Annotated in this window: 27 protein-coding genes and 1 tRNA gene; 6 read left to right on the forward strand and 22 right to left on the reverse strand. The window is 57.8% G+C overall.

What is annotated here, in order from left to right; translation table 11 throughout:
- Positions 1-20: 20 nt before the first annotated feature.
- From AC1ATL_RS04720 to AC1ATL_RS04735, 4 genes are all read right to left on the reverse strand, one after another.
- On the reverse strand, positions 21-1,517 hold the full coding sequence (locus AC1ATL_RS04720; RefSeq protein WP_476568957.1) for a DUF3375 domain-containing protein: 1,497 nt from the start codon (positions 1,515-1,517) through the stop codon (positions 21-23).
- A 132-nt stretch (positions 1,518-1,649) separates the two neighbouring features.
- The gene (locus AC1ATL_RS04725; protein WP_476568869.1) at positions 1,650-2,045 is read right to left on the reverse strand and encodes a GtrA family protein; all 396 of its coding nucleotides are present in this window, start codon (positions 2,043-2,045) and stop codon (positions 1,650-1,652) included.
- Between the two features lie 188 nt (positions 2,046-2,233).
- The gene (locus AC1ATL_RS04730; protein WP_272944582.1) at positions 2,234-2,359 is read right to left on the reverse strand and encodes a hypothetical protein; all 126 of its coding nucleotides are present in this window, start codon (positions 2,357-2,359) and stop codon (positions 2,234-2,236) included.
- Positions 2,360-2,598: 239 nt separating this feature from the next.
- Positions 2,599-2,671: transfer RNA gene (locus tag AC1ATL_RS04735), tRNA-Gly, on the reverse strand.
- Between the two features lie 174 nt (positions 2,672-2,845).
- On the opposite strand from AC1ATL_RS04735, the gene AC1ATL_RS04740 reads away from it, so the two are divergent.
- Entirely contained in the window at positions 2,846-3,316 is a 471-nt protein-coding gene (locus AC1ATL_RS04740; RefSeq protein ID WP_476568871.1) for a hypothetical protein, read from the forward strand.
- Between the two features lie 192 nt (positions 3,317-3,508).
- Here the strand turns inward: AC1ATL_RS04740 and AC1ATL_RS04745 are convergent, their stop codons facing one another.
- Complete coding sequence (locus AC1ATL_RS04745) at positions 3,509-4,114, reverse strand: isochorismatase family protein (protein ID WP_476568873.1); 606 nt, start codon at positions 4,112-4,114, stop codon at positions 3,509-3,511.
- 241 nt (positions 4,115-4,355) lie between these two features.
- Here AC1ATL_RS04745 and AC1ATL_RS04750 point away from each other — a divergent pair, with 241 nt between their 5' ends.
- Positions 4,356-5,069, forward strand: coding sequence for an AAA family ATPase (locus AC1ATL_RS04750; RefSeq protein WP_476568959.1), 714 nt, complete (start codon positions 4,356-4,358; stop codon positions 5,067-5,069).
- 93 nt (positions 5,070-5,162) lie between these two features.
- Positions 5,163-6,764, forward strand: coding sequence for an ABC-F family ATP-binding cassette domain-containing protein (locus tag AC1ATL_RS04755; protein ID WP_476568875.1), 1,602 nt, complete (start codon positions 5,163-5,165; stop codon positions 6,762-6,764).
- Positions 6,765-6,863: 99 nt separating this feature from the next.
- On the opposite strand, the gene AC1ATL_RS04760 is transcribed toward AC1ATL_RS04755, so the two are convergent.
- Positions 6,864-7,886: a cation diffusion facilitator family transporter gene (locus AC1ATL_RS04760; protein ID WP_476568877.1), complete on the reverse strand. Its 1,023-nt coding sequence runs from the start codon at positions 7,884-7,886 to the stop codon at positions 6,864-6,866.
- Between the two features lie 99 nt (positions 7,887-7,985).
- A complete protein-coding gene (locus tag AC1ATL_RS04765; protein WP_476568879.1) occupies positions 7,986-8,702 on the reverse strand; it encodes an SGNH/GDSL hydrolase family protein in 717 nt (238 codons plus the stop codon).
- Positions 8,703-8,883: 181 nt separating this feature from the next.
- On the opposite strand from AC1ATL_RS04765, the gene AC1ATL_RS04770 reads away from it, so the two are divergent.
- Positions 8,884-9,996 carry a 5-methyltetrahydropteroyltriglutamate--homocysteine S-methyltransferase gene (locus AC1ATL_RS04770; RefSeq protein ID WP_476568881.1) on the forward strand — a complete coding sequence of 371 codons (1,113 nt, stop codon included), beginning with the start codon at positions 8,884-8,886 and terminating at the stop codon, positions 9,994-9,996.
- 90 nt (positions 9,997-10,086) lie between these two features.
- Here the strand turns inward: AC1ATL_RS04770 and AC1ATL_RS04775 are convergent, their stop codons facing one another.
- The 4 genes from AC1ATL_RS04775 to bsh all read right to left on the reverse strand — a co-directional run bounded on the left by AC1ATL_RS04775 (position 10,087) and on the right by bsh (position 13,622).
- Complete coding sequence (locus tag AC1ATL_RS04775; RefSeq protein WP_476568883.1) at positions 10,087-10,845, reverse strand: carboxymuconolactone decarboxylase family protein; 759 nt, start codon at positions 10,843-10,845, stop codon at positions 10,087-10,089.
- Positions 10,846-10,912: 67 nt separating this feature from the next.
- Entirely contained in the window at positions 10,913-11,962 is a 1,050-nt protein-coding gene (locus AC1ATL_RS04780; RefSeq protein ID WP_476568885.1) for a zinc-dependent alcohol dehydrogenase family protein, read from the reverse strand.
- A 10-nt stretch (positions 11,963-11,972) separates the two neighbouring features.
- Positions 11,973-12,434 (reverse strand): MerR family transcriptional regulator, encoded by a 462-nt coding sequence (locus tag AC1ATL_RS04785; protein WP_476568887.1) that lies wholly within the window; start codon positions 12,432-12,434, stop codon positions 11,973-11,975.
- Positions 12,435-12,671: 237 nt separating this feature from the next.
- On the reverse strand, positions 12,672-13,622 hold the full coding sequence (gene bsh, locus AC1ATL_RS04790; RefSeq protein WP_476568889.1) for a choloylglycine hydrolase: 951 nt from the start codon (positions 13,620-13,622) through the stop codon (positions 12,672-12,674).
- A 349-nt stretch (positions 13,623-13,971) separates the two neighbouring features.
- On the opposite strand from bsh, the gene AC1ATL_RS04795 reads away from it, so the two are divergent.
- Together AC1ATL_RS04795 and AC1ATL_RS04800 are read left to right on the forward strand one after the other, a co-directional pair.
- Entirely contained in the window at positions 13,972-15,336 is a 1,365-nt protein-coding gene (locus AC1ATL_RS04795; protein WP_476568891.1) for a tyrosine-type recombinase/integrase, read from the forward strand.
- The gene (locus tag AC1ATL_RS04800; protein ID WP_476568893.1) at positions 15,326-15,664 is read left to right on the forward strand and encodes a hypothetical protein; all 339 of its coding nucleotides are present in this window, start codon (positions 15,326-15,328) and stop codon (positions 15,662-15,664) included. The genes AC1ATL_RS04795 and AC1ATL_RS04800 overlap by 11 nt, the downstream gene beginning before the upstream one ends.
- A gap of 167 nt (positions 15,665-15,831) precedes the next feature.
- Here AC1ATL_RS04800 and AC1ATL_RS04805 read toward each other — a convergent pair whose 3' ends face one another.
- The 11 genes from AC1ATL_RS04805 to AC1ATL_RS04855 all read right to left on the reverse strand — a co-directional run bounded on the left by AC1ATL_RS04805 (position 15,832) and on the right by AC1ATL_RS04855 (position 24,194).
- A complete protein-coding gene (locus AC1ATL_RS04805) occupies positions 15,832-16,107 on the reverse strand; it encodes a phage holin (protein WP_476568895.1) in 276 nt (91 codons plus the stop codon).
- Between the two features lie 13 nt (positions 16,108-16,120).
- Positions 16,121-17,380: a GH25 family lysozyme gene (locus AC1ATL_RS04810; protein ID WP_476568897.1), complete on the reverse strand. Its 1,260-nt coding sequence runs from the start codon at positions 17,378-17,380 to the stop codon at positions 16,121-16,123.
- A gap of 68 nt (positions 17,381-17,448) precedes the next feature.
- Positions 17,449-17,754 carry a hypothetical protein gene (locus AC1ATL_RS04815; protein WP_476568899.1) on the reverse strand — a complete coding sequence of 102 codons (306 nt, stop codon included), beginning with the start codon at positions 17,752-17,754 and terminating at the stop codon, positions 17,449-17,451.
- A gap of 15 nt (positions 17,755-17,769) precedes the next feature.
- The gene (locus AC1ATL_RS04820; RefSeq protein ID WP_476568901.1) at positions 17,770-17,901 is read right to left on the reverse strand and encodes a CD1375 family protein; all 132 of its coding nucleotides are present in this window, start codon (positions 17,899-17,901) and stop codon (positions 17,770-17,772) included.
- 7 nt (positions 17,902-17,908) lie between these two features.
- Positions 17,909-18,316 (reverse strand): hypothetical protein, encoded by a 408-nt coding sequence (locus AC1ATL_RS04825; protein WP_476568903.1) that lies wholly within the window; start codon positions 18,314-18,316, stop codon positions 17,909-17,911.
- Positions 18,255-19,412: an RNA-directed DNA polymerase gene (locus AC1ATL_RS04830; RefSeq protein ID WP_476568905.1), complete on the reverse strand. Its 1,158-nt coding sequence runs from the start codon at positions 19,410-19,412 to the stop codon at positions 18,255-18,257. The genes AC1ATL_RS04825 and AC1ATL_RS04830 overlap by 62 nt, the downstream gene beginning before the upstream one ends.
- A gap of 366 nt (positions 19,413-19,778) precedes the next feature.
- Positions 19,779-21,356, reverse strand: a complete 1,578-nt coding sequence (locus AC1ATL_RS04835) for a hypothetical protein (RefSeq protein ID WP_476568907.1) — start codon at positions 21,354-21,356, stop codon at positions 19,779-19,781.
- 20 nt (positions 21,357-21,376) lie between these two features.
- Positions 21,377-21,775, reverse strand: coding sequence for a hypothetical protein (locus tag AC1ATL_RS04840; RefSeq protein WP_476568909.1), 399 nt, complete (start codon positions 21,773-21,775; stop codon positions 21,377-21,379).
- 50 nt (positions 21,776-21,825) lie between these two features.
- Positions 21,826-21,972 (reverse strand): hypothetical protein, encoded by a 147-nt coding sequence (locus AC1ATL_RS04845; RefSeq protein ID WP_476568911.1) that lies wholly within the window; start codon positions 21,970-21,972, stop codon positions 21,826-21,828.
- Between the two features lie 13 nt (positions 21,973-21,985).
- The gene (locus AC1ATL_RS04850; protein ID WP_476568913.1) at positions 21,986-22,243 is read right to left on the reverse strand and encodes a hypothetical protein; all 258 of its coding nucleotides are present in this window, start codon (positions 22,241-22,243) and stop codon (positions 21,986-21,988) included.
- Positions 22,244-22,262: 19 nt separating this feature from the next.
- Positions 22,263-24,194 carry a hypothetical protein gene (locus AC1ATL_RS04855; RefSeq protein WP_476568915.1) on the reverse strand — a complete coding sequence of 644 codons (1,932 nt, stop codon included), beginning with the start codon at positions 24,192-24,194 and terminating at the stop codon, positions 22,263-22,265.

The raw sequence follows: 24,194 nt of genomic DNA on the forward strand, positions 1-24,194 counted from the left end.
GTCGATATCATCCGTCATGCTCATCCTTCCTCGATGATGCCATCAAGCGTCGATTCGCTGGCGAGAACCGGTCTGGTGCGCCATACACGTTCTCCACCGTCAATCGATACGCAATGCCATGCCACGTTCGCCGAACCGTCCTGTGCCCGCATGGCGCTGAGGAATCCTATCAGTTCGCTTTCACGTCGTTCGGCGCGTGGCAGCCTGTTGAAGCTTGCTGCGATATCCACGAACATGCCGTCTGACGTCTTCACCGGATCGTGACTGATGAGCGAAATCATATGCGTCAGCCTTGGTCCGCACATCTCGACCATGGTTTTGAGGTCGGGCGCGTCGATTCCCGTTGTGGGCGCGTCTTGTAGACTGGCGGTTGTGGCACGTACCATTGATTTCGCCGGACGCGACGGCAATGCCTGGAACTGCGCCATGCCGGTGTCCGTATGGTACGGGAATTCCGCCGAACCGGGATGGTTTTTCGCGTCGTCGTTAGTTTGCACGAACAGTCTGTGGAGTTTGTCGAGCATGGTGCGGTAATGCGTGTCGGTCTGCTGGCGTACTAGCCGGCTCACGGCCTCGTCGGATATGCGGATCTGTCTGCGTACGTCCTCGATACCCTCGTAGATGCGGTTGAGTTCGGCACGTACTTGGGTGAGTAGGATGCCCGGTTCACCTTCCAGATATGGGTTCTGCGCTATGTCGCGTACCGCGTCGTCGATTTCACGCCGGCCTTCATCGGTGACGATTACTTGGAACGCGTCTTCGAACCGTCGACCGCTGTCGGATTCGTGGAATGATTTGTGATATGCGTCATGGTAGGTGCCGAGGGCCTGCTCAACGCTGATGGTTCCCGATTGCATGCTGCGGCGCAGGTTGTCGCCATGGTCGCGTTCCTCGAGCGCGAGTTCGCGCAGATCAATCGGAACGCCTCGCAATGTGTTGTGGATGACGCCGATGATGTCGCCCACTTGCTGTGAGGTGAGTTTATCCAATGTGTCGCTGTGCTTTAGCTCGTCGATCTGCTTTTGTTTCTCCTCGATGTCGCGTTCCAGCAGGCGGATGCGTTCATGCGGGTCGGCCGTCAGCTGCATGCGCGCATGTTCGATTTCCATGATGATGCTGTTGGCTTGCGCGCCGGACAGCGCCTTGGTGGTGTCCTCAAGCCGGTCGAGCGCTTCGATGGCGCGGTGCGCTCGCGCCGTGAGACGGTACAGGTAGCGGTGCGAGGCGACGTCAAGCGAATTGGCGAGCCAAGCGTAGTCGCCTTCGCCTTCCTTCGTCAGCTGGGACAGGATCGCGTGCGCGGCCTCTGCGTTCGTCTGCCCATCCTTGGGTGTGTAGTCGCCGGTCTCCGTGAGCCTTGCCAGACTGCGCGCGAAGCGTTCCTCCACGATTTCGCGCGGCAGTTCGCCGGTGAGCGGATCGAACGTCGAGCGCAGCAGCGCGACGTACAGCATGGAATTGCCACGTAGCAGCAATCGCAGCACGCCGGTTTCGTATACGGGTCGGAGCCGTTCCATTTCCCGTCTCACATCTGACAACGGACGACCTTCCTTCCCCCAGCTTGGTTTTTCTATGCGTAACCCATTGTAAGGGAACGGCGGCCATGGAGACGTGATTCACGGCGTGAGAACTGTTTCTCCACTGCGATGTCATTTGAAGATGACGTAACGGCATAGCAGGAACCCCCAGATGGCCTGCATGCCCATGGTGACGATCTTGACCACCATGGTGGGCCATCCGAGCAGTCCCGGAATCCAAGCCATCATCAGATTGGAGAACAAGAGGTTCCAGCAGTACATGGCCACGAACATGGCGATGGAACGCGCATAGTTCGACGATGATTTGAAGGTGACATTGCGATTCATAACGTAGTTGAAAGTACCGGAGCAGAAGACCGCGGCGGTGTTCGCCAGACGGAACGACAGACCGATTAGCTGCAGTATGGCGAATACGCCGAATTCCACGAAGGTCTGCATCGCCGATACACCGCCGTAGCTGAGCATCTGTCTGACAATGCCGCCTTTCCGCCTCGTGTTCGCCGTCATGGGTCTCCTTCTTTGATCCGTTGTGCGCTCCGGTCGGGAATCCTATCCCATATGTTGTCTTCCCCGTGGCATTTCGGTGTTTCGCCTGTCGTGGATTATACGGATAAGGAAAGGCGCATGATCCGTTCCGTCTGTATCCGGAAAACGGGTCATGCGCCTTTCCTTATATCTTGCGTGCCTCGCGTCGGTCAGATGCTCATCGCCATGAGCTGGGCCGCATACTCCTCGACGAGTTCGCTGTCCCGTTCCGTCCAGGAATGGCTGGCGGAATCATCCGGCACGAAAGTGGTGTCAATGTCAATATTGTCGTTCATTTCCTTATATACCTCCGTTCGTTCCACACCCCCTGGCGACTTTGCCAACATCCGTGGAACAATCACAAGTCTGACTCATAAACGCGTTCGATTCAAGGAAACGTCCGCATCGTGGTCAAACGTTTTTCCATATGTGGTCGCGTCATACCCAGGCCGCCAATCGGCTCGACATGTCGCACCTGTCGAGCCGATTCAACAAAACAACGAAAGGCTCCCAACTGGGAGCCTTTCGTTTATCGAGCGGACAACGGGACTCGGACCCGCGGTCTCAACCTTGGCAAGGTTGCGCTTTACCAACTAAGCTATGTCCGCATGTTTTCCACCGTGGTGGGCAACGAATAGAAAATATACAGGAGCGGTGGTGAACATGCAAGCTTCGGCGTGTCGCGTCGTGCGTATAGGTCTGTGGCCAAACACCATCCTTGAGATTCATTCCGTTTGTCACGTATCTGACATATGGTTTGACGAAACATGTTTGGGGGGGCTATGCGAGCCGCGAAGACCATGAAGGTCATCATTGCCGCGTTGGCATGCGCTGCCACCGCATACTGGTTCATCTACCTGCCGTCGCGTCCAGCCGATGTCAGTCACGTTCGGATCAGCATCAACGCGACAGGCGCGTTTGACAAGTCCCAGATCGACGACGCGGTGAAAGCGGATATTGCCAGGCTGAAATCTTGGAACGGCTGCCGTGTGGATGCCGTCCGATATGACACAAAGCGTTCAGACGCGCTGCTTGCCGACGAACATAGCGTCACGGCTTCCGGCGGCAGTTCGTCGATTTCCACGGCCATCGACAAATATGGGATGGACAATGTGATCTACCTGTCCAATGACATCTCCTGCCGTGCGGGCTCGCAGAACACGTCCCAAAATGGTTGGGGAAGCTGGTACGCGTGGGATCCCGGTTCCACGCAGGCGGAACACGGCTGGATTTTCATTGACGAAGGATATTAAAAACCTTGTATCATACCCCATGAGGCATCGGAATCATACGATGATGATTGGCTCCGGCATTGGTACAAGGGCAATCATACGTCCTCCTGCCGCACCACACGGATTGACTTCTCGTCTCCGCGCAGCCCGGATGTCATCTGCTTGGGAGGATTTAAATCGGGGGTCGGATTGGCATCTGCTGATTGGAGCCGATTAGTCGAGTATGATGCCGGCTTCGCTCATCTGCCGACGGGCTGCGATACCAAGTTCCTCACTGACCGGTTCGGTCAGGTTTTCGATGACATGCACTTCGAAACCCAGCTTCTTCGCGTCGAGAGCGGTCTCCTTGACGCAATGCGATTCGGCCAGTCCGACCACATCGACACGTGTGATGCCCGCGGTCTTCAACCCGTTGGCGAGTGTCCTGCCCGCGGCCATGGCGGCGGAGACTTCTTCGCGGGTGGGAATGCGGTCGGTGTTGTCCTCAAAGCCTTCGAAACCGGAATATGAGGAGGAATACTGACCCTTCTTGAAATGATGCTCGATGTTCAATGCGGCAATGGCGGGATGCAGTTCGGCATTGGCGGCTCCGGCCTTGCCGTGCACCGGCCAAGTATCCACGAAATCAGGATGTTCGGACCAGTGGGTTCCCGGCTCGATATGCCAGTCCTGCGTGGTCGCGATATATGCGTATTCGCTCCGATGCGCGTTCACATAATCCGCGATACGCTCGGCGACCGCATTGCCTCCCTGCACGCCTAGTTCGCCGCCTTCGCAGAACGTCGGCTGCACATCCACCACAATCAAAGCCTTTGCCATGCTTCTTCCCTCCTGAATGGTTCCGAAACCACTGTAGCGAATCAATCACGCGATTGGATAATTCGTTTCATCCACAACGTCGTCGTGATATATGTGCCTTTCCCACGGCCCATCCTATAATCTGAGAAGGCGATGGCACGTAGGAAAATATGAGACCGGTGGAGCCGTTGCGCGCATCGAGCCATGCCACCGGTCTGTAGGTCGGCTCTGCCGGATATGAAAGTGTGGTTTCGTGAAAAGTATGGACGATCTGATTGTGTCGGGGCTGCGCATCGATTGGAATATGCTGACTGATTCATACGTCAGTCGAATTCCCTCATTGCGTTCGATTGACGAACTTGGATTCCGCAAGAATGTCACCTTTCTGGCCGGCGAGAATGGCAGTGGCAAATCGACTTTGCTGGAGGGCATCGCCGTCGCCTGTGGTTTCAACGCGGAAGGTGGGACCCGCAATTACCGGTTCAGCACGTACGACGACACATCCGAACTCGCCGAAGCAATGACGATATACCGTCGGCATGCGATTGGCCCATCAAGTTTCTTTCTGCGCGCGGAAAGCTACTTCACCTTGGCGACGCAGGCTCGTGAATATGATCATGGCGGAGGACTTGCCCGTCTGCATGAGATGTCGCATGGCGAAGGATTCCTGGAGATACTCCTGTCCCGCACGGGACGAGGCTTCTATCTCTTGGACGAGCCGGAATCCGCAATCTCCCCACAACGGCAGTTGACCTTGTTGGAACGTATGTGCCGTATGGCGGACGACGGATCGCAATTCATCGTCGCCACCCATTCGCCGATTCTGCTCGGCCTGCCGGATGCGGAGATTCTGTCATTTGACGAAACTGGCGTTCATCCTTGCGATTACGAGGATACGGACAGCTATCGGATCACCAGGACCTTCATCAACCATCGCGAATCCGTGTTACGGCACCTGCTCGGAGATGAGACATGAGCCGAAAGGGAACGGTTGCGGGTGTTCGCTATGATGTTCGATTGGCGTTTGCAGGATTTTTGAAGGAATACGAAAGACTAGAGGTGTCACGGCATGGCGATTGAGGCGCAGGGACTTGAGATTCAGATCGGCGCGCGCACGTTGCTGCATCCTACCAACTTCCACGTTGCCAAGGGAGACAAGATTGGTCTAGTCGGCCGCAACGGCGCCGGCAAGACCACGTTGACCCGTGTGATCACCGGCGATATGCTGCCGACCGCAGGCAAGGTTCGCGTCTCCGGAAAGCTCGGTTATCTGCCGCAGGACACGCATGCCGCAGACCCGGAGCAGACCGCGCTGGACCGCATGATGAGCGCGCGAGACATCGCCAGCATCATCAAACGAATACGCAAGGCCGAAAAGGATATGACCGATCCCGATCCAGACGTCATGACCAAGGCGATGAACCGCTATGACAAGGCTATGCAGGATTTCGAAAAGGCCGGAGGCTATGCCGCGCAGTCCGAAGCGACCGCGATGGCGGCCAGCCTCGGACTGCCGCAGGATGTGATGAGCCAGCAGCTGGGCACGCTTTCCGGTGGCCAGCGCCGTCGTATCGAGCTGGCTCGCATTCTGTTCTCCGACGCGGACACGCTGATTCTCGACGAACCTACCAACCATTTGGATGCGGATTCCATCGAATGGCTGCGCGGCTATCTGAAGAAGTACGAAGGCGGATTCCTGGTCATTTCTCACTCCACCGAGCTGCTTGATGAAGTGGTGAACAAGGTGTGGCATCTGGACGCGCAGCTCGGCCAGATCGATATGTATTCGCTCGGCTGGAAGGCCTACCTGCACCAGCGCGTCGTCGACGAGGAACGTCGTCGCCGTGAACGCGAGGTCGCCGAAAAGAAGGCCGAGCGTTTGATGCAGCAGGGTATCCGTCTGCACGCGAAGGCCACCAAGGCCGTGGCCGCGCAGAATATGATGCGTCGTGCGGAGAAACTGCTGGAGAACACGTCCGAGGCGCAGAAGAAGGAGAAGGTGGCGGATATCCGCTTCCCGGAGCCGGCGCCTTGCGGACGCACGCCGATCATGGCGAAGGACATCTCCAAGGCGTATGGCTCGAACATCGTGTTCGCGGGAGTGAACCTAGCGATCGACAAGGGATCACGCGTGGTGATTCTGGGCTATAACGGTGCCGGCAAAACCACCACGCTGCGCCTGCTTGCCCATTTGGAGAAGCCCGACACGGGTTCCGTGGAATACGGACACGGATGCAAGATCGGCTATTTCGCGCAGGAGCACGACACGTTGGACCTCGACGCCACCGTGCTGCAGAACCTGATCCACGTGGCGCCGGAACTTGACGACACGCAGGCGCGCTCCATCCTTGGATCGTTCCTGTTCTCCGGTGATGACGCGCTGAAGCCGGCACGCGTGCTGTCCGGCGGCGAGAAGACACGTCTGGCGTTGGCCACACTGGTGACGAGCCGCGCGAACGTGCTGCTGCTCGACGAGCCAACCAACAACCTGGATCCGGCGTCCCGCGACGAGATTTTGAAGGCCATCGCCAAATACGAGGGTGCCATTGTGCTGGTCACCCACGATGAAGGCGCGGTCGAAGCATTGAACCCGGAACGGGTGCTGCTCATGCCGGATGGCGATGAGGACCTGTGGAACGACTCCTATCTGGATCTGGTGGCCGAGGAGTAAAAGTCATCAACGTCCACCGATATGCGAAATGGCCCCGGACGGATTCATTCCGTCCGGGGCCATTGTCATCATCAACGGCTGTCTTCGCCGACGCGCATGTCAGGCATGCACATGCTTGGCGCTGTAGATATCCGGTTCGACGTAGATTTCGAAACTGTACCACGGTAGCGCGCCACGCACCGCCCTTTCGATTTTGTCGACGGTTTCGACGTCGTAATCACGGTCCAGTTTGCTGGTCTGCACTTTGACGCATAGCAGGATGTCATCCTCCGACATGTGCACGGTCTGCATGTTCAGCAGACGTTCGACACCCGGCGTGCTGGTGACGGCCTCGACGATCTTCCGCCGCGTGTCCGGCTCCACGGCCTCGCCGATGAGCAGAGAACCTGACTTGAACGCCAGCAGCAGCGAGCCGACGATCAAAACCAGACCGACCATAAGACCGCCCAACGCGTCGAAGATCTCATTGTCCAGCGCGATCGCAAGGCCGATGCCGAGACCGGCGAATGCCAGACCAATCAATGCGAGCGTGTCCTCCATGATCACCGAGGCAAGTTCCGCGGACTTGGTGTGTCGCCAGAAACGGAACACGCCCATGCGTGGCGTGTTCGTACGCTCCATGCGCTCGTTGGCCTCCTTGATGCTCTGATGCAGTCCGTAGCCTTCCAGGCAGGCGCTGATGACCACCACGGCGAAAGCGACGAGCAGCTCCATCCGGTTCACGTCCCGCAAAGCCGGATCGCCGGCAAGGGAGACAAGCTTCTTCACGGCCTCGGACGTTGAGAAGAAGCCACCGACGAAGAACAGCAGGGTGGCCACGACGAATGAGGCGAGATACTTCGCCCGATACAGGCCGAACGGATGATCACCGTCGGTCTTGCGCTTGGAGAAACGTCCTCCGGCCATCAGCACGATCTCGTTGGAGCAGTCGGCGATGGAATGCACCGATTCGGAGAGCATGGCGGACGATCCGGTGAAGAACGCCGCGAGAAGTTTCGCTATGGCGACACCGATGTTCGCTCCCAATGCGGCTTTGACGGCCGCACCCTGATGCTTGTTTTCCTGACGTGCCGCATTGTCCGTGGGCATACTGTCGCTTGCGGGATCGTGAGATTCGCTCATTGCCTTTCCATTCCTCGAATGCGATTGGTTGCCCCACCATTCAACCACGAATGCCGAATACCATGGCACCATGGTATTCGATATTCGAAAGCCGCCGAATCAGACGCGGGACAGATTGGATTTAAGCCACTCCCCCAGCAGCTCATCCACTCGCTGCGCCATGTATTCGTATCCGTATCGCCCCGGATGGAACCGGTCATGGGCATAGAAGGAGTCAAGATCGGCGTGTACGTCCTCATGGGTCATGTCGAGATACTCGACGTGCTTCTCCTCGCAGATGGCTTTGCTCGCTGCGGTCTGCTCTTCGGTCATCCTGCCGATGACCTTGCGCAGTTCGGCGCCGAGGGACGGACTGCGGTATAGCTGGGCGGCGCTGAACACGACTATGTTGTCGCAGATCGTCTTGGCCTCATCGAGGGTAGCCGACAAATCGGCTTTCCATTCAGCCAAGGTGCGTCGTGCCATCAGATCGTTCGATCCCGCACAGACGACCATCAGATCGGTCTGTCCCTCGATTTCCGGCATCAGCCGATATCGTACGCGGCGCATGGTCGCTCCCAGCCTGCCGTGGGCCTCCCAATCGACGGAACGGTTCAATGTATGCGAAAAACATTTCGCCAACGCCGGAGTGAAACCTTCCGACTGGTCGTCGACACCGCAACCGGCAATCATGGAATCTCCCACGGCGACGAAACGCAGCGACCTGCCTTCCGCACCGTCGATGGTCACACTTCCGGAACGCTCGCCTGTGGGCTCCGGATCGAGATGGATGGTGTGCTGGGCCCACCAAGCCTGCGCCAACGTCAGTACGTTCATATACTCACTCCCCTTTTCCCGTGTGCATGTTCTTCCATGCCGTACCGTACTCGCGCCTTGGAACAGTCCGTCAGGCGCCTCGCGGAGCGGACCGTATGCACGCGTCGCCGTCCATCGGATTCGAGGCGTCCGAGTAGACTTCCTACGGTATTCAAGCACTGTTTTTCGAAAGGAATGTCCAATGGCATACAAGCATAACGCGCCGTTCCGCGCCGACGTGGTCGGCTCCTATCTGCGTCCGGCCGAGCTCAAGACCGCACGTGAGGACTTCACCGCCGGCAAGATCGACGCGGCCGAGCTCAAGGCGGTCGAGGACAAGGCGATCACCGAGCTCGTGGCCAAGCAGAAGGCCGCTGGTTTGCATGTGATCACCGATGGCGAATTCCGTCGCGCATACTGGCATCTCGACTTCATGTGGGGCCTTCAGGGCGTTTCCAAGGGCACCAATCCGGTCGCCGTTCACGGCTCCAATGGTTCCGAAGTGACCGAGACCGCTGCCGTTTCCGGTGAAATCTCCGGAGAGAACCATCCGTTCATCGAACACTTCAAGTTCGTCAAGCAGTTCGAGGACGACAACACCGTAGCCAAGATCACCGTCCCGTCCCCCGCGCAGACCTTGTTCCTGCTGCAGGCTGGCGCCGCCGAGGATTTCACCAATCCGTATGCCAACGATGATGAGCTTGCAGAGGCGCTCGTCAAGGCGTACAGCCAGGTGGCCAGCGACCTGTTCGATGCCGGATGCCGTAATCTGCAGCTCGATGACTGCACGTGGGGCATGCTGGTCTCCGAGGATTTCAAGGACAGTGTGTTCGGACGCGACCCGAAGGCTGTCCAGCGCCAGTATGCGGGCATCAACAACGCCGTCATCGACGCCGTCCCTGAAGGAATGACCGTTAACACGCACATCTGCCGTGGCAACTACCAGTCCCAGTGGTTCGCATCCGGCGGATACGCCCAGGTCGCCGACGTGCTGTTTGGCGAGGAGCATCCGAACGCCTACTATCTCGAATTCGACGACGATCGCTCCGGCGATTTCGCCCCGCTTGCCAAGGTTTCCGGAGACAAGAAGGTCGTGCTTGGCCTGATCACCTCCAAGAGGCCCGACCTTGAGGATCCGGACACCATCAAGGCCCGTATCCAGGAGGCGTCCCAGTACATTCCGCTGGATCGCCTGTGCCTGTCCACCCAGTGCGGTTTCGCCTCCACCGAGGAAGGCAACAAGCTCACCGAGGATCAGCAGTGGGCCAAGGTCGCCCTCGTCCAATCCATCGTCAAGGACGTCTGGGGCGAGTGATCGTTTCGTACGTCACGCGCTCCCATATGCAGTGAGGGGTCTCCCACCGTATTACACGGTGGGAGACCCCTCACTGCATATGGACGGGAATCAATCCCGCGCCGCCTCGTTAATGCAGCGGATCGCATTCAACGTGCGAGGGTAGCCTATATACGGCATGCACTGCGAAACCACCGCGATCAGGAACGACTTGTCGTTGCCGACCGCAATGTTCGCCTTGCAATGCGCCGTAAGCTGCGGCTCGCAGCCGCCTTGCGCGGCCAGGAAACAGAAGGTGATCATCTCTCGTTCGCAGGTGTCGAGACCTCCGCGCGTGTAATAGTCACCGAAACAATTGTCGGCGAGCCACTTGTTGATATGGCGGGTCTCCTCCGGACCGGACTGTGCGAAGCCGCGCATTCCCTCTCCGAAGATCTCGACCTGCTTGGCCTCGCCGGCTTGGGCACGGCTTTCCGGAGTGGTGGTGCCCTGCGGCTCCAACGGCAGGTGCACGTTCGCCGCGCCGAGGAAATCGTTGATCTTCTTCAGGAACGGCAGTATCCTGCCGAAACCGCAATACGCCGCCGCTTGGTAAACCATCTCCTTGATGGCCACGGAACCCAGTCCCGTCTCATAGGCGACCGGCAGCATCATTTCGAACGCGTCAAGCCCTTGGCAGCCGACCAATGCGGCGAGAATCGCCAAGGAGCGGGTCTTGTCATCCAGGTCGGGATGGTTGGCTCCCGGTTCATTCACCACTTCATCATAGGCGAAGTCGGAGAACAGTTTGACGAATTCCGGATCGGTCTGCGACAGCGTCCTGTCATTGTTCCAGAACGCGTTCATTTTCCTATGCAGTTCCTCGAACATTGCTTCCTTTCCACGTTTTTCGGATTGCGGTTATCCTACCGCCTCCGCGATAACGGACGGTTGCGGCTCAGACTTCGCTGACGCGGAGCAGCGACTTGACGGTCCTGCGTTCGTCCATGGCGGCATACGCCTCCTGGATGTCGTCGAGCGTGTATTCGCTGGTGTACACGATGCCGGGATTGATGGTGCCGTCCAGCACCTCCTTGAGCAGACGCCGCATGTCGTAGGTACGCACCGCTGCCGGACCGCCACGCAGACCGACATTGCGGTAGAAGAGCCCCGGAATGTCGGCTTCGACGCCATGCGGCAGACCCACCCGCCCCACGATGGCGCCGGCGCGAGCCACTTTCATGGCCGTGTCGTTCGACAACGCCGACCCCACGCATTCGAGCACCGCGTCCGCGCCGTACCCATCGGTCATCTCCAGTACCTTGGCCACAGCCTCGTCGCCGCGCTCCTCTACGAAATCGGTAGCGCCGAACTTACGTGCGATTTCCTGGCGATCTGCATGGCGGCTCATGGAGATGATGCGGGAGGCGCCCATGAGCTTGGCGGACAGCACGGCGCACAGGCCGACAGCGCCATCGCCGAACACGACGGCCGTATCCCCCGGCTTCACTTCGGCGGATGCGGCGGCATGGTAGCCGGTCGCCATCACGTCGGACAGGGTCAGCAGCGATGCGAGCATCTCATCGGAGAACGTCTTGGCGTCTCCCGGAACCACGACCAAAGTGCCATCTGCTTCCGGAACGCGCAGGTACTCGGCCTGGCATCCCATGCCGTCCCCATCACCGAAATAGCCGCCATGGGGGCAGCTGGATTCGAATCCGGCCTTGCACACCGGGCATTTGCCACAGCTGTACGGGAACGGAACAATCACGAAATCGCCTGGCTTGGCGATCGTGACGTCCTTGCCGACGGTTTCGACGACGCCGATGGCCTCATGGCCGGCCTGGCTGTCCACTGCCCTGCCGCCATCACGGTAGAACCACAGATCCGATCCGCATACGCAGGCGCGGACCACACGGATGATCGCATCGCCGTCGTCGACGATGACCGGCTTCGGACGTTCCTCGCAGGCCATCTGTTTGATTCCCTTATAGATCGCCGCTTTCATAATTGCTCCTTCACTTGTGCGATTGCTGTTTCTTGACATTTTCGATGACGTCCCTGTTCTCTTCGAGGATGCGTTTGGCCTCATCCTCATGCCCATCGGCGATGGCACGCCAGTACAGCGATTTCAGAGACACGTAAGCCTGCTGGATTCGTAGGGCTTCGGCCTTCGCGGCCAGCCGCAACGCCTGCGCGTCAAGCAGCTCGATCTGCTTGCGTGCACCTTCGGGGCCGTCGAACCGGTTCCGAAGGTATTCGCGCATAGATTCGAGTGGCATTCCCGTGGCCGAAAGACAGGATATGGTGACCAGCGATTGGATATCCTCGTCGGAATAGGCGCGGTGTCCCGAACTCGGGTCGCGGGCTATCGGGTCGATGATGCCGATCTGCTCGTAATACCGCAGCGTCGATTCGGACAATCCGGAGAGCATGGACGCCTCGCGGATCGTGTGCCAGGTGGTTGTCGTATTGCTCATACCCCGCACTCTAAAAACCTCAAGCGCTCGAAGTCCATATATGGGCGTGTCGCGTCAGAGCCTTCAGGATTACGTTTTCGAGAAGCATGCTGCCTCAAGACCGTAAAAAGTCTCGTTCTGATGGTGTTCGCCGTCGGCTCCGTCTTCGTTGACCGTGCCGTAGGAGCCTCGTGTCGCACTGACGGGCATCGCAGGAGCGTGCGATGCCCGTCAGCAATGTAGCCGTCGAATCGGAGGTCAGACGGCGGTGATGAGCTCCGCGGAGTCCATGTCGAAATCGGTCATGGCGTAGGAACGGATGGCGGGATCCTCATAGGTGTTCATGTAATAGGTGTTGGTCTTGGACGAATAGCCGCTGGTGAACAGCGTGCGTTCGAACTGGCCGTTGCCCATCTTTGCCATGCCTTCTACCATCTGCACGGAGGCGAGCGTGTGGAACAGACGGGATACGTTGGCGTCCTCTCCGTTCTGCTGCGGATAATGCGTGTTGGCGTAGGCCACGCGAACGAAGCGTGAAGGAGAGCTCACGTCACCCGGAATGCCATGCATGCTCACGCCCGCGCCCCAGGCGGACAGGGATGCCTTGCCCCATGTGGTCGGCTCGGCCATCTCGTTGCTGACGCACATGTAGTTGCGTAGGTTCTCCATGTGGAAGTCGAACGTCGGCTGGTTGGTCAGCACGTCGACATCGTCATGATGCACATGCATGCCGTCGGCCATCTGCTCAACGACGATGCTGCGGTCGCCGTCTCCGATGATCCAATGCAGCAGTGATTCCTGCTGTCCGGGCACAACCTGGGAGACGAGCGTCACGTTCTTCAGGGCCTCCTCGACCTCGTCCACGGAATCAAAATTGCGGGCCACCCACAGCGGGAACTCGAAGGTGGCGACATTGTCGGTGCCTTCGACCGTTTCGTGCGCGAACGAGGCGTAGCCGGGGAAGTTCAGTCCCGCGATGGCCAGGCCGTGTTCGTTGGCGCAGTCGAAATACATCGGACGGTTCGCCATGACCACTCCCACGCCGATCACCGCATTCGGCTTATCTTTGCTGCTTGCGCCGAAGGCATTGTCATAGTGGTAGCCGCGCGGGGTGACCAGGATGCTCTCGCCGTATGAGAAGCTCCAGTCGAGGTTGCGGCCGAAATACATGTTTCCCTCATCGTCGGAGAAACGAACGCCAGTGCACATGATGGACTTCCTTCCATTGCTTGATTGACCGGTGCGTTCATCATACGCATGCGCGCCTGGTGGAACGAAGGCTTCCGCCGACGGATAAACGCAAAAACAAGCAAAGTCTATCAAAAAAGAAAACTCCCCTTGTTTCCAAGGGGAGTTCACATGGCTCCTGCGACTGGGCTTGAACCAGTGACCGTCCGATTAACAGTTAGAGATTCTGATAAACTAACCGTTGGAACGACTGGGCAAAACGGCTTCATTCCAACGGTTTCACCGTACTTACGGTGTACTTACCCCGTAAGTGAGGGGTAAATGGAAGTCTGAGAATGTCAGAGAATGGACGGTGCAAGGAGGAAATCAAATGTCAAGGCAAGCAAGAAACGGAATCGTCTACCCCTATCGGGTCGAACGCAAAAAGAAGCTCGCTAACGGAAAGGTGATGGTCTATCAAAGCTACGAGTTCAAGCTTGACGGCAAGACGTATTCGAGGAAAAAATACACGGACGCCAACAAGCTGCTGGCCGACCTGCTCCAAGAGCGAGCCAAGTTCGGAAGCACGAACACCAGCACTATTACATTGGGAGCCTACGCGGAACAGTGGCTCGCACGTCGAGAGCGTGATGCAGACCCTAAGACCTTCGCCAACTATCGAACCATCGTCCGCAAGCATCTCGCACCATATCACCGGCAGAAACTGGCGAACCTCACCAGCGGCGCATGTGATCGCATCGTCGACGGATTGCAGATAACGAAGAAGGTCAACGGCAGTGAAACGCGCGTGAGGGCTAGTCTCAGCCTCCGCCGTCAAGTCCACACGACGTTGAACCAGATATGCAATGCGGCGGTGTCTGACAGGATACTCCCCACTAATCCGATGGGCGGCGTGCCCACTCCGAAGGATAAGGACATTAGCCTGTTGGATACGCGCAAGAATGAAGCGCACGAGCGTACAGCGTTCACCGTGGACGAAGCCAAACGCATCCTCCAAGCCGCGAACGAACTGGGCATAAGGGATGGTGCCAAGGAATGGTTCAGACTCTGCACTGGTATGCGTCCGGGTGAAATATTGGGTGCGTCCATTCAAGACCTTGAGTTAGGCCAGTTGAACGGCGTGCCCTATGGTGAATACACCGTCAACTGGAAACTGGAAGAGCTCAAGAAGGAGCATGGGTGCGGTAATCCAGACCGGGACGACGTATACCCGTGCGGATTCAAACGTGGTGCCGCGTGCCCTCAATGGCGGTGGCGGATTCCAGACGGCTTCGACATGATCGAGATGCAGGGCAGATGGTGTCTCACGCCACCGAAGTCGAAGCGCGGCAGGAAAGTGCCCATCATTCCAGCATTGGCGCAAACATTGGAAGCGTATCTCGAAGCTACTGAGGATATTCCGAATCCATATGGATTGCTGTTCCGTCATGATGACGGCTCCCCCATCGAACCGGAAGAGGACATAGCGCAGTTCCGTAGCCTGTTGGAGAAGGCGGGCGTACCCAACGCGGCGCACCGTAGCCGCCACGAGACGCGCCATACGGTCGTGACCATCCTCATGAGCATGGGCGTTGACGTTGGCTTGGTGGAGGAAATCGTGGGACATTCCAGCCGACTCATGGTCGAACACTACCGTCATGCGGGATTGAGAGAACGACTGACCGCAATGGAGACGATGAACGCCGCATTAGACTTGAAGCAGATCGAACAGAAGGGTGATGACAATGCCGCATGAGCTTGATGCAGTTTCGTATCGAGAAGGATTCGGGCGAGGATTCGATGAAGCGTTGAGACTGGTAGAATGCTACGGTTTCGCGCTCAACGCGCACAGAATGGTGGTGAATGGAGCCGGTTACGATGGTTGGCATCCAGAAGACGAGTTCCCGAAGAAGATAACCATTGATGAAAGACAGTTGGACATTGAAAAACATGCCGCCGTGCAAACCGTAGTGGATTACATTAGGGAAAAGCATTGTGACATGTACCGTGGCCGCTATTATGACCGAAACGGTCAGCAGATAGACTTCGGAGACGGTGACAAAAGCAACCGAAATGCGGAATAGGACGCCCCGAAACGCGGAAAAGCCCCTCCCCCAGCATGATGCTGAGAGAGGGGCATTGTGTTAAAAATCGGGTGTAGAAATTTCCACAAGCATTGAAATGCGTTAGATTTTTCCACACGAGTTTGATTTTCGGACGCGAGTTTGAGATTCACGCCCGAAAATTAATCTCAGGCGGAATGCTTCGCCTTCAATTCGCTGACGCCAATCAACGCGCCAACCAAGACAGCAAGCGCGTTCAGCGTGGTAACAATCTGGTCAACGCACGGAAGATTCCATGCTGGGCCGACCACATGCACGAACACGGCCAAGGCGGGCAAGGCGATAAGCGCCAACCATTTCAGCACTTGGTACGCTTTGTCCGGCAGGAGGTAGTTGTTTTCTTCGCCAGTTTCTTCTTCCGGCTTTTCGCCGTCATTCTGAGTCTCCTTGACTTCATCGACCATAATCAAACTCCAATCACCAGTAGAGGGTTTCGCCCGGATAGATCAACGCGGGGTTGCCCGAACGATAACCGTGGATGCGCGTGTAGCTGACGCCGTAACGGGCGGCGATGGCACCGAGCGTGTCACCGGAGCGCACCGTGTAACGATGCGTGCTGTAAGTGTTGCTGACCGGCTGTCGTGCAACACTTCCCGTACCGCGACGGCACACGGTTTCGCCCGCGTAGATGATGTTCGGATTACCACTGCGATAACCCGTCCACTGATTCCACGAGCCACCATTACGCGCCGCGATAGTGCTAAGAGTGTCACCCGCGCCCACGGTCACGCACACGCTACCGCAATTCGCATTGGACACGGGAGCGCTAGCAGTGCCGCCGAGACGCTGGTTCACAATCGCCATGACCTTGTCGTAAGCGCCGCCGAGAGCGGTACGACGGTCGTTGCCGTTCCCGTAGACGCCGCGAATGACCTTCGTGGCCATGTCGTTGTAGTCAGGCGTGGTCGTGACCTTCGGCTTCACCGGGTCGGCCTTCACCTCGGCCTTCGTCTTGCCACGATCACCAGCGGCGATTTTCTGCCAAGCGTCCCGCTCACCGAAGAACAGGTTCAAATCCAACGGGCCGACACCATTCAGATAGCCGGTAGAAGCATACTGAACCATGCCCTCGCCCTTGCTACCGGCGTTCCACGGAGTGGACTGCCAGCCCGTAGCGTTCATGCTCGCATACTGCGCCTTCCACAACATGCAATGCTTGCGCACGTCAGACGGAATCTGATAGACCGCGCTATCCTGCACGTAAACAATCGGCCAAACCTTGGTACGCTGATAGACCTGATTAACCCACTGGCGCACCCAGTCACCATTACCCCAAGCCGCATTACCGTTGGATTCCCAATCCAACGCGAGGACGCACTGCCCCACGGAACCGTTGAACTGGTTCAAATAGTTATTCACCTCTGCGGTGACGTTGCCGCCATCCGCATAATGATAGCCACCACAAGCCTTACCAGTCTGCTTGGCCCAGTCAATCTGATTCCGCCAAGACGGATTCACATAACCATTGCCTTCGGTGATTTTCACAATCGCCGCATCAGCATCCACCACGCGAGTCACATCAGCGCTCTGCCAACCGGACACGTCGATCACATTCATGTTCGCGGATGCGATAGGCGCGATTGCGACACACAGAATCGTCGCGGCGGCAGACAACGGCAACCGCATGTTACGCGGAATCCTCTTATGCTTCGGAGTCTTCTTATCGAAAATCTTCAAGCAAACCTCCTTGGATAAAAGAAAACCCCCGAATAAAGCGGGGGTATGAAACAAAAAAGGGGAACCGTCTAGTTCCCCTTGATATGCGCGTTGAGAATGTCGTTCCGCATTTCAGTGCCGACACCATTGCCACCCAAACCGTGGTACGCCCTGTAGATGCGCTCCGCAGTCTGCTTGACCTCGACGGTGCAGACGCCACCATCGTTGACCATCTGCTGATGCAATGTCTCCAACTTGCAGAACAGAAGCTCCTTCACGCCCTCATGAAGCGGGTCACGTCGATTGTCGATCTTGCCCAACACCCACGGGACGAACGCGCCGAAACCACCGGAACCGACGATGGCGACAATGATGGTGAGAGTTTCCTGATTCACCAAAACCTTCTTACATCAGTCCCACGGGTCGAGGTTCTTCTGAACTTCCTCGCGGTATTCCTCCGGCACCTCATCCAACTCCCTACGTCCGGCCTTCACCAGACGGGTGTACATGCGGACTGCGGCGGCATGATTGAATCTAACCATTGTGTTTTCACTCCTTGTTCTTGCTGTCGGCGTTAACATCGCCATCGGTCTTGCCGGTGTCGGAATCGGTGGAATCCGTCGTATCTCCGCCCTCGCCCGCCATCAGGTCGGCCAGCAGTTGCGCGTTGTCCAAACTCGCCTGCTCCAACGCGCTCACACGGTCGAGCACCGGCTTGGAACTGGTCGTGTCGCCTTCGAACAGGGCATCCGCCTGATCAATGGCCTCCTGCTCCATCAACGGGAGCACCTGATAGGATTCGATGGCCGTGTACTCCACGTATTCCGGCTGGGTGTCAGTCGCCTGATGGGTGACGGTCCTGATGTTGCGGCGGATGCGGATATCGGCCAGTCCGTCATCGCGGAGATGGTAGTCCACCTTTTCCAACGGGGTTGCGGAAGAGACGTTTTGAATCATCTTGTTGTCCTTTCTTTCGGCTTGCCGCGACGGTGTTTCTAGCGCGGCGGACGATTTGATCGACGTTGCTTCGACGCCGATATTGGATGGAATCGCTGTTTTTGAACCAGCCGTAGTAGCTGGCGCAACGGTATGCGAGCCGAAGACTTGTAGGGTTCCGCGCGTATCTGTGGAATGAGCGTCGGGCGCGGAGGAAGATACCCGCTCTGACGCCGGTATGGTCGGGCCAGAAAGTGAAGCCCACCATGTCGATTGGCTCCATGCCGACATGCTTCACGTTCCATGTCGGGTGAATCTCCAAGCGGAGCGTGTCATGCAGATAGGCGCGGATGCGTTTGACTGCGATGGTCAGGTCACGCTTCGAGCGGCCGATAAGAAGCACGTCATCCATGTAGAAGAGCATGTGGGTTATGAGCCGTCTCGTGGTCATCTCGCCCGTCCTGCGGTTCACGCGCTCCTTGCTTAGATGCCGTTCGCAGAAATGGTAGGCGTATGAGAGGTAATAGTTCGCGAGCCATTGGCTCAGATAGGAGCCGATGTTCAATCCGTCATCGCCCGCGTATTGGTCGATGAGATGGAACGTCAAATCCAGTAGCCGCTTGTCGCCCACGTCACGCGAGAGCAGGCGTTTCAACACTTCACGGCTGATGCTTGGATAGCATTTGCGCACGTCCAGTTTCACGAACGCTTTGCTGGATGGTTCGCGCACCCATCGTTTGATCGCGCGTCGCGCGTCGGCTATGCCCCTGCCAGGGATGCTCGCCGTCTGCCATCTGCCGACCTTCGCGCGGAACAATGGCATCAACGCCGTGCCGCAGACGTAATCGTAGATCTGATGGCGGATGCTTTCGCGTCCGATGATGCGTATCTTGCCTGAAATCGGTTCCACACGGCGGAAGTAGCGGATGGGCGCGAACCTGTATTCGCCGCGTCCTATCTCGTCGGCTATCTGCCGTGAAAGCGAATCCAAGTCGGACTGGCGGCTGAGGAAGTCGTTCACGTCCCTGCGGGAGCGTTTGCCTTTGAGGAACCGTTCGATGCAGTCGCGCACGAACGCGGGTTCGGTGATGCGACTGTGTTTGCAATATGTTTTCATAAAAGCTATAAGGGGAATGTTGGCGGCGTTCGGCCATGTGGCCTACCGGTCGCGTGCTTGATTCGATTTTCGGCATGGCCGAGGCTTGCCCTCTCGCATATCCCCGAAAGCGGAGGGTAGTCGTGACGGAAAATGGCTAACCCTTATGTGCGACCGCCGTAGTTCCACCAAGCGTTCGAGAGGTCGTTCCTGCCGTTCGCGTTGAACAACCCGCAGTGCGAGCCATCCCTGAGATTGCCACCGCGCCGCAAAAGCAGGAGGAACCCGGCGAAGCCGTCACGAATCCCCGAAATATTATCAAGAGTCATACGAGGGTGATGAGGGGGCTTTCGCCCCCTCGCTGGCGCTCACCCCCAACCGCCCGCACTAGGCGTGCGTGCGGCCAAGAACGGATAGGCGACCGCCGAAGCTCCACCAAGCGAACGAGAGGCCGTCCCCGCCGTGCGCGCGGAACAACCCGCAGCGCGAGCCATCCCCGAGATGGCCACCGCGCCGCAACTCATGCAGTCCCGGAGCGGAGATCGGGTTGATGATCAGCGCGTCGGTCAGACCGCTGGTGCTTGTCGCGCCGACGCCGGTGGGCAGCAGGAATCCGTGCTTTTCGGTGAAGTCGGTCTGCCACTGCCACTGGTTGTCGGTCTTGTCGTTGGCGGCTGGATAGTCGCCCACATGCACGTAGTCGGCGGTGATGGCGGTGCCGCTCGCCTTGGTGGTGTCGAACACCTTCCACACTTCTGTATGTCCGGAAGTGTCCGAGTCCTTCACGTTCTTCAGGATGATGTCGCCTTCGGTCTCGTAGACTCCGGCGAACAGTTCGATGCCCTGCAACTTGATCGGCTGATGGGTTTTGGACACATCCTCGCGTGGGATGCCGTCGTTGCCGAGCACGCCGTCCGTCGAACCGGTCAGGTACGGCATCTGGGTGACATGCATGGCCGTCGTGGTCGTGAAGGCCGCACCGGACACGTTGATCGCGGTGGTGGCCGCGTCCACGACGGTCTTGGAAATGACCTTGCGGCATGCCGCCGCCTCGCCGGTCTTATTGTCTCCACGGTCGGTGCCGGTGCCGACGCTCACATAGGAGCCGAGGTCGATGCTTGCCGCGTCAGTGGCCTTGACCAACGCGCGTGTGACGTTGGTTTCGGCCTTGCTGACGTTGACCTGACCGGAACCGTTGAAGTCGCCACCCAAGTGGCGTTCGATGTCCTTGGACGCGTATTTGAGCATGTACATGAGCTGCATGTAGAACGTGTCGGCGGAAGTCTTTCCACTGTAGCCCTTGCCTTTGCTGGCGGGTACGGCCACGGAGCCCTGCTCGCTCATGGAGGCCTGAACCTGACCCGAGACGGACGCGGCCTTGCCGCCAAAGTTGCTGAGCGGATACTTCGCGTAGGCCATGCACGGACGGAGCGTGCCATCCGGCAGAAGAGCGCCCGGCATCGGAGAATAGCCGTCATACTGCGTGTCCGAATACCAGATGGTGAGATAGTTCGTATCGAACTCGAACTTATAGAAGCCAACGGTCGTGATGACGAACACGTCGCCATTCGACCCGTCCTTCGCGTAATTGCCAGCCAAGCCTTTGACGGCCTTCACGACCGGAGTGCCATCATCGGCCACCGCAACGTTAGCGTCGAACACGCGGAACGCGCTCAAACCAGCGTAATCATCACGCCCGGCACGATAATTCGTGGACGGCACGACGGTCAGACCGGCATTGTCGCCGACCTTCACGCCGTCCGGCGAATTAGAGAACGAATACAAGGGGAAACGCACGCCATACGTGCGCCCATCACGATGCGCGGCGAAATACTCGCGCACGTTCGACACGACCTTCTTCGCAGTGTCATAAGCGAACTTGGTGCCATCCACGGCACCGGCCTTCTGCGCGCGCTCCAGACGAACGTAATCACGCACACGCAAAAGCTTATCAGGATTAGCCAAAACAAACCTCCTCTAAAAACTCAGGCATTGATCGCGGACACAGCCCAATCCACATCGGACTGGTCGATATCAGCCAACGGATTGCCGGTATTGACCGGAGTCAACGTGGCCGAATCAACTTCGACCAAATCGGTGAAATTCAACACGTTGGCCGAATCGGGCACCTGCACGACTCGAACGACCCGCCAGGAATCGGCGCTATCGCCGATGGTCACCTCGTAGGCGAAAGTGTTATCGGTCGGCGGCACGGTAACGGTCGCGGTGCCATGCTCGTCCAATTTCACCTCGAACGAGTCACGCACCACGATGCGCTTACCGCTGTTGAAATAGCTCGTCGGAATCACATGCACCGTCTCACCCGCCAAGTCAGCGATACCATCCGCACTCGGATGGCCGAAATCAAACTTGATCTGAGTCAAAATATCCTCCTTGCAAAGAGAAACCCGTCGAAATCGACGGGTTTAAAAAATCAATCCTCCGCAGTCCCGTCATCGGGAATGCGTTCCAACGCCGCAGAAAGCTGAGCCTGTAGAATGGCTACCTGCTTGCTGAGCGTGCCTATCTGAGCCGCGAGCCGGTCGATGACCTGATTCGCGTCAGCAGTGACATCAGCCATAATCCAAATCCCCTTAATCCGACGCGATGACCGTATCGATTCGCGTCACGCCACGCATGGCATCCAAATCCAACGTCCGTGTCTCATGCGTGGAGATATCCTCCAACACGACATCGGAACCATCAGGCTTGAACGTGGCACGCACGCCACGCGAATCATCCTGCCATACCTCGCCGGAATCCTGCGAGAAAACGTACTTCAATCCCAGCCGGTACAGTTGGGACTTCATGCTTTCGGAAGGCGGACGCAAATCCACCACATCGCCAGCCATGCCAACTCCTTATCCTTCATCACCTGTTCAACAACGCGGAACCCGGATGCAACTGGAAGATGAACAACGTCGCACCCCAAGGACGTGTGCTGGAACAGCCACCCATGACGATATCGCCCGGGTTCCAGCCTTTATCATTGTTCTCGCCGATGATGAACGCGCCACCGGAACCACCATAGGCGAACGTGCAAGGCATGTTCACGCCATGCAAAGGCCGGTAATCCTCGTTGAGATTCGCCACAACCATGTAGTTTGAGTCGAAACCCGGATTATTGGACGCCTCGATCTGAAGGAACACATACTGTCCAAACACCATCACGTGCGTTCGCGGGTCCTTGCCGGAAGTACCGCAATAGTCAACGCAATTGTTCTTCCACACCATGAAATCCGTGGCCTTCGACGGCGAATACGGGTCGATGCGCTTGCCGCCGATATACACGCCGCCATTGAACTTCGTACCATTGGAATTGCCGGACGGGGTGATATCAACACGGTCGGATATTATCTGGCTCCTCGTGCTGCCATCCAAATACTGGGTGACACTGAACTCCGCCTTACTGGTGTTGATGCCGAAGTTCAAACGCCTGTACGAGCCGGGGTCCCGCTGACTGCCGTCAGTGACCTTGGTGTAGGTGCTTTCGCCTTGCAGATACCATTCGACACCCTCACTGTCATACGAGACCATGCGCCCCAATATCTTGTTGTCGATATTGGTGTTCGCTATCTCGATGCGCGGCCCGTCCATTGCGGTCATGAGCGTTCCGGCCATAAGATTGTTGGAACCATCCAAATGGATGGAACGCTGGCCGTTCCCATCGTAGAAGTCGAACGCGCCATCATTGAGCTTGAACCCAACCTTGTCGGACGTGCTGCTTTGAATCAACGCGCCGGTGAACGTGCCACCGGTGAACTCGCCGCCAGTGAAAGCGGCGGCTGTTATCCTGCCGTTCGTGATGACCGGCCCATCCATCGTGACCGAACCATCGGACGCCTTGAGCGCGAACTTCGCCTTATGGTCAGCGCCATACGCGGCAAGACCACCGGACGTAAGCTTCACGCCGGTATAATCATCCGGCGAGGTCTGCACGATGGAACCAGTCACCTTCACGCCGGACAATTCGCCACCGGACTGGATGGCGCCATTGATGTTCAGTTTCCTCGACTTCACGTCATATGCGAAATCGTCACCAAGATACATGCCAGCGGAATTGATCTTCACCGTGGCGCCATCGGCGTTCTCGCTATCACGGAACTCGCTGCCGATGATGACCGCGCCCTCGACCATGCCGGTGAACTTCTTAGCGTTCGCGTCGATATCATTACGTGCCGCAGTCAATCCGTCACTGACGGTCTTCACCTGCTTACCAGCGTCATCCTTCGCTGCGGCAAGCACCTCGTCGGCGGCGTCGGACAAATCCTGTTGGGATACGACCGGAACCACGATGACCGTGGCATGATCGGACTCTTCGGACTTGTTCGGTTTGAGCGTGCCGTCATCGTCATGCGCGTTGTCGTAGGCCACGGCCCACACTTCGACAACATCGCCGACCGGGAGTCTGCCGGTGACAAGCTCACCCTTTCCGGGCAGTTGCCCCAAGTCCATCGTCTCACCGGTGCTATCGGGCTTCGCATACACCTCAACATGGTCGAAATCGGCTGGAACGCCACCCTCAAGCGTGCCATCCCAATGGATGGTCACTATCTCAAGAGCCGAAGTCGCGGTGACGCCAGTGGGCTTTCCCGGAGGCGTCGTATCACCGACCCACGGGACAAGCCCGTTCGCACCGGCGTTCTCACCGCCGCCAATCCAAGTCTCGGTACCATCGCCATTATCCACGGCGATGGTACCGGTCAGATAAGTGAGCCGCATGTTCGAGTTGCGCAACGCTATGTCAGCCAACGTCAACGGCAAAGCCGAATCATCCGGCCTGAGTTCAACATGGTCCGCCAA

Source organism: Bifidobacterium sp. LH_743 (genome assembly GCF_056355775.1).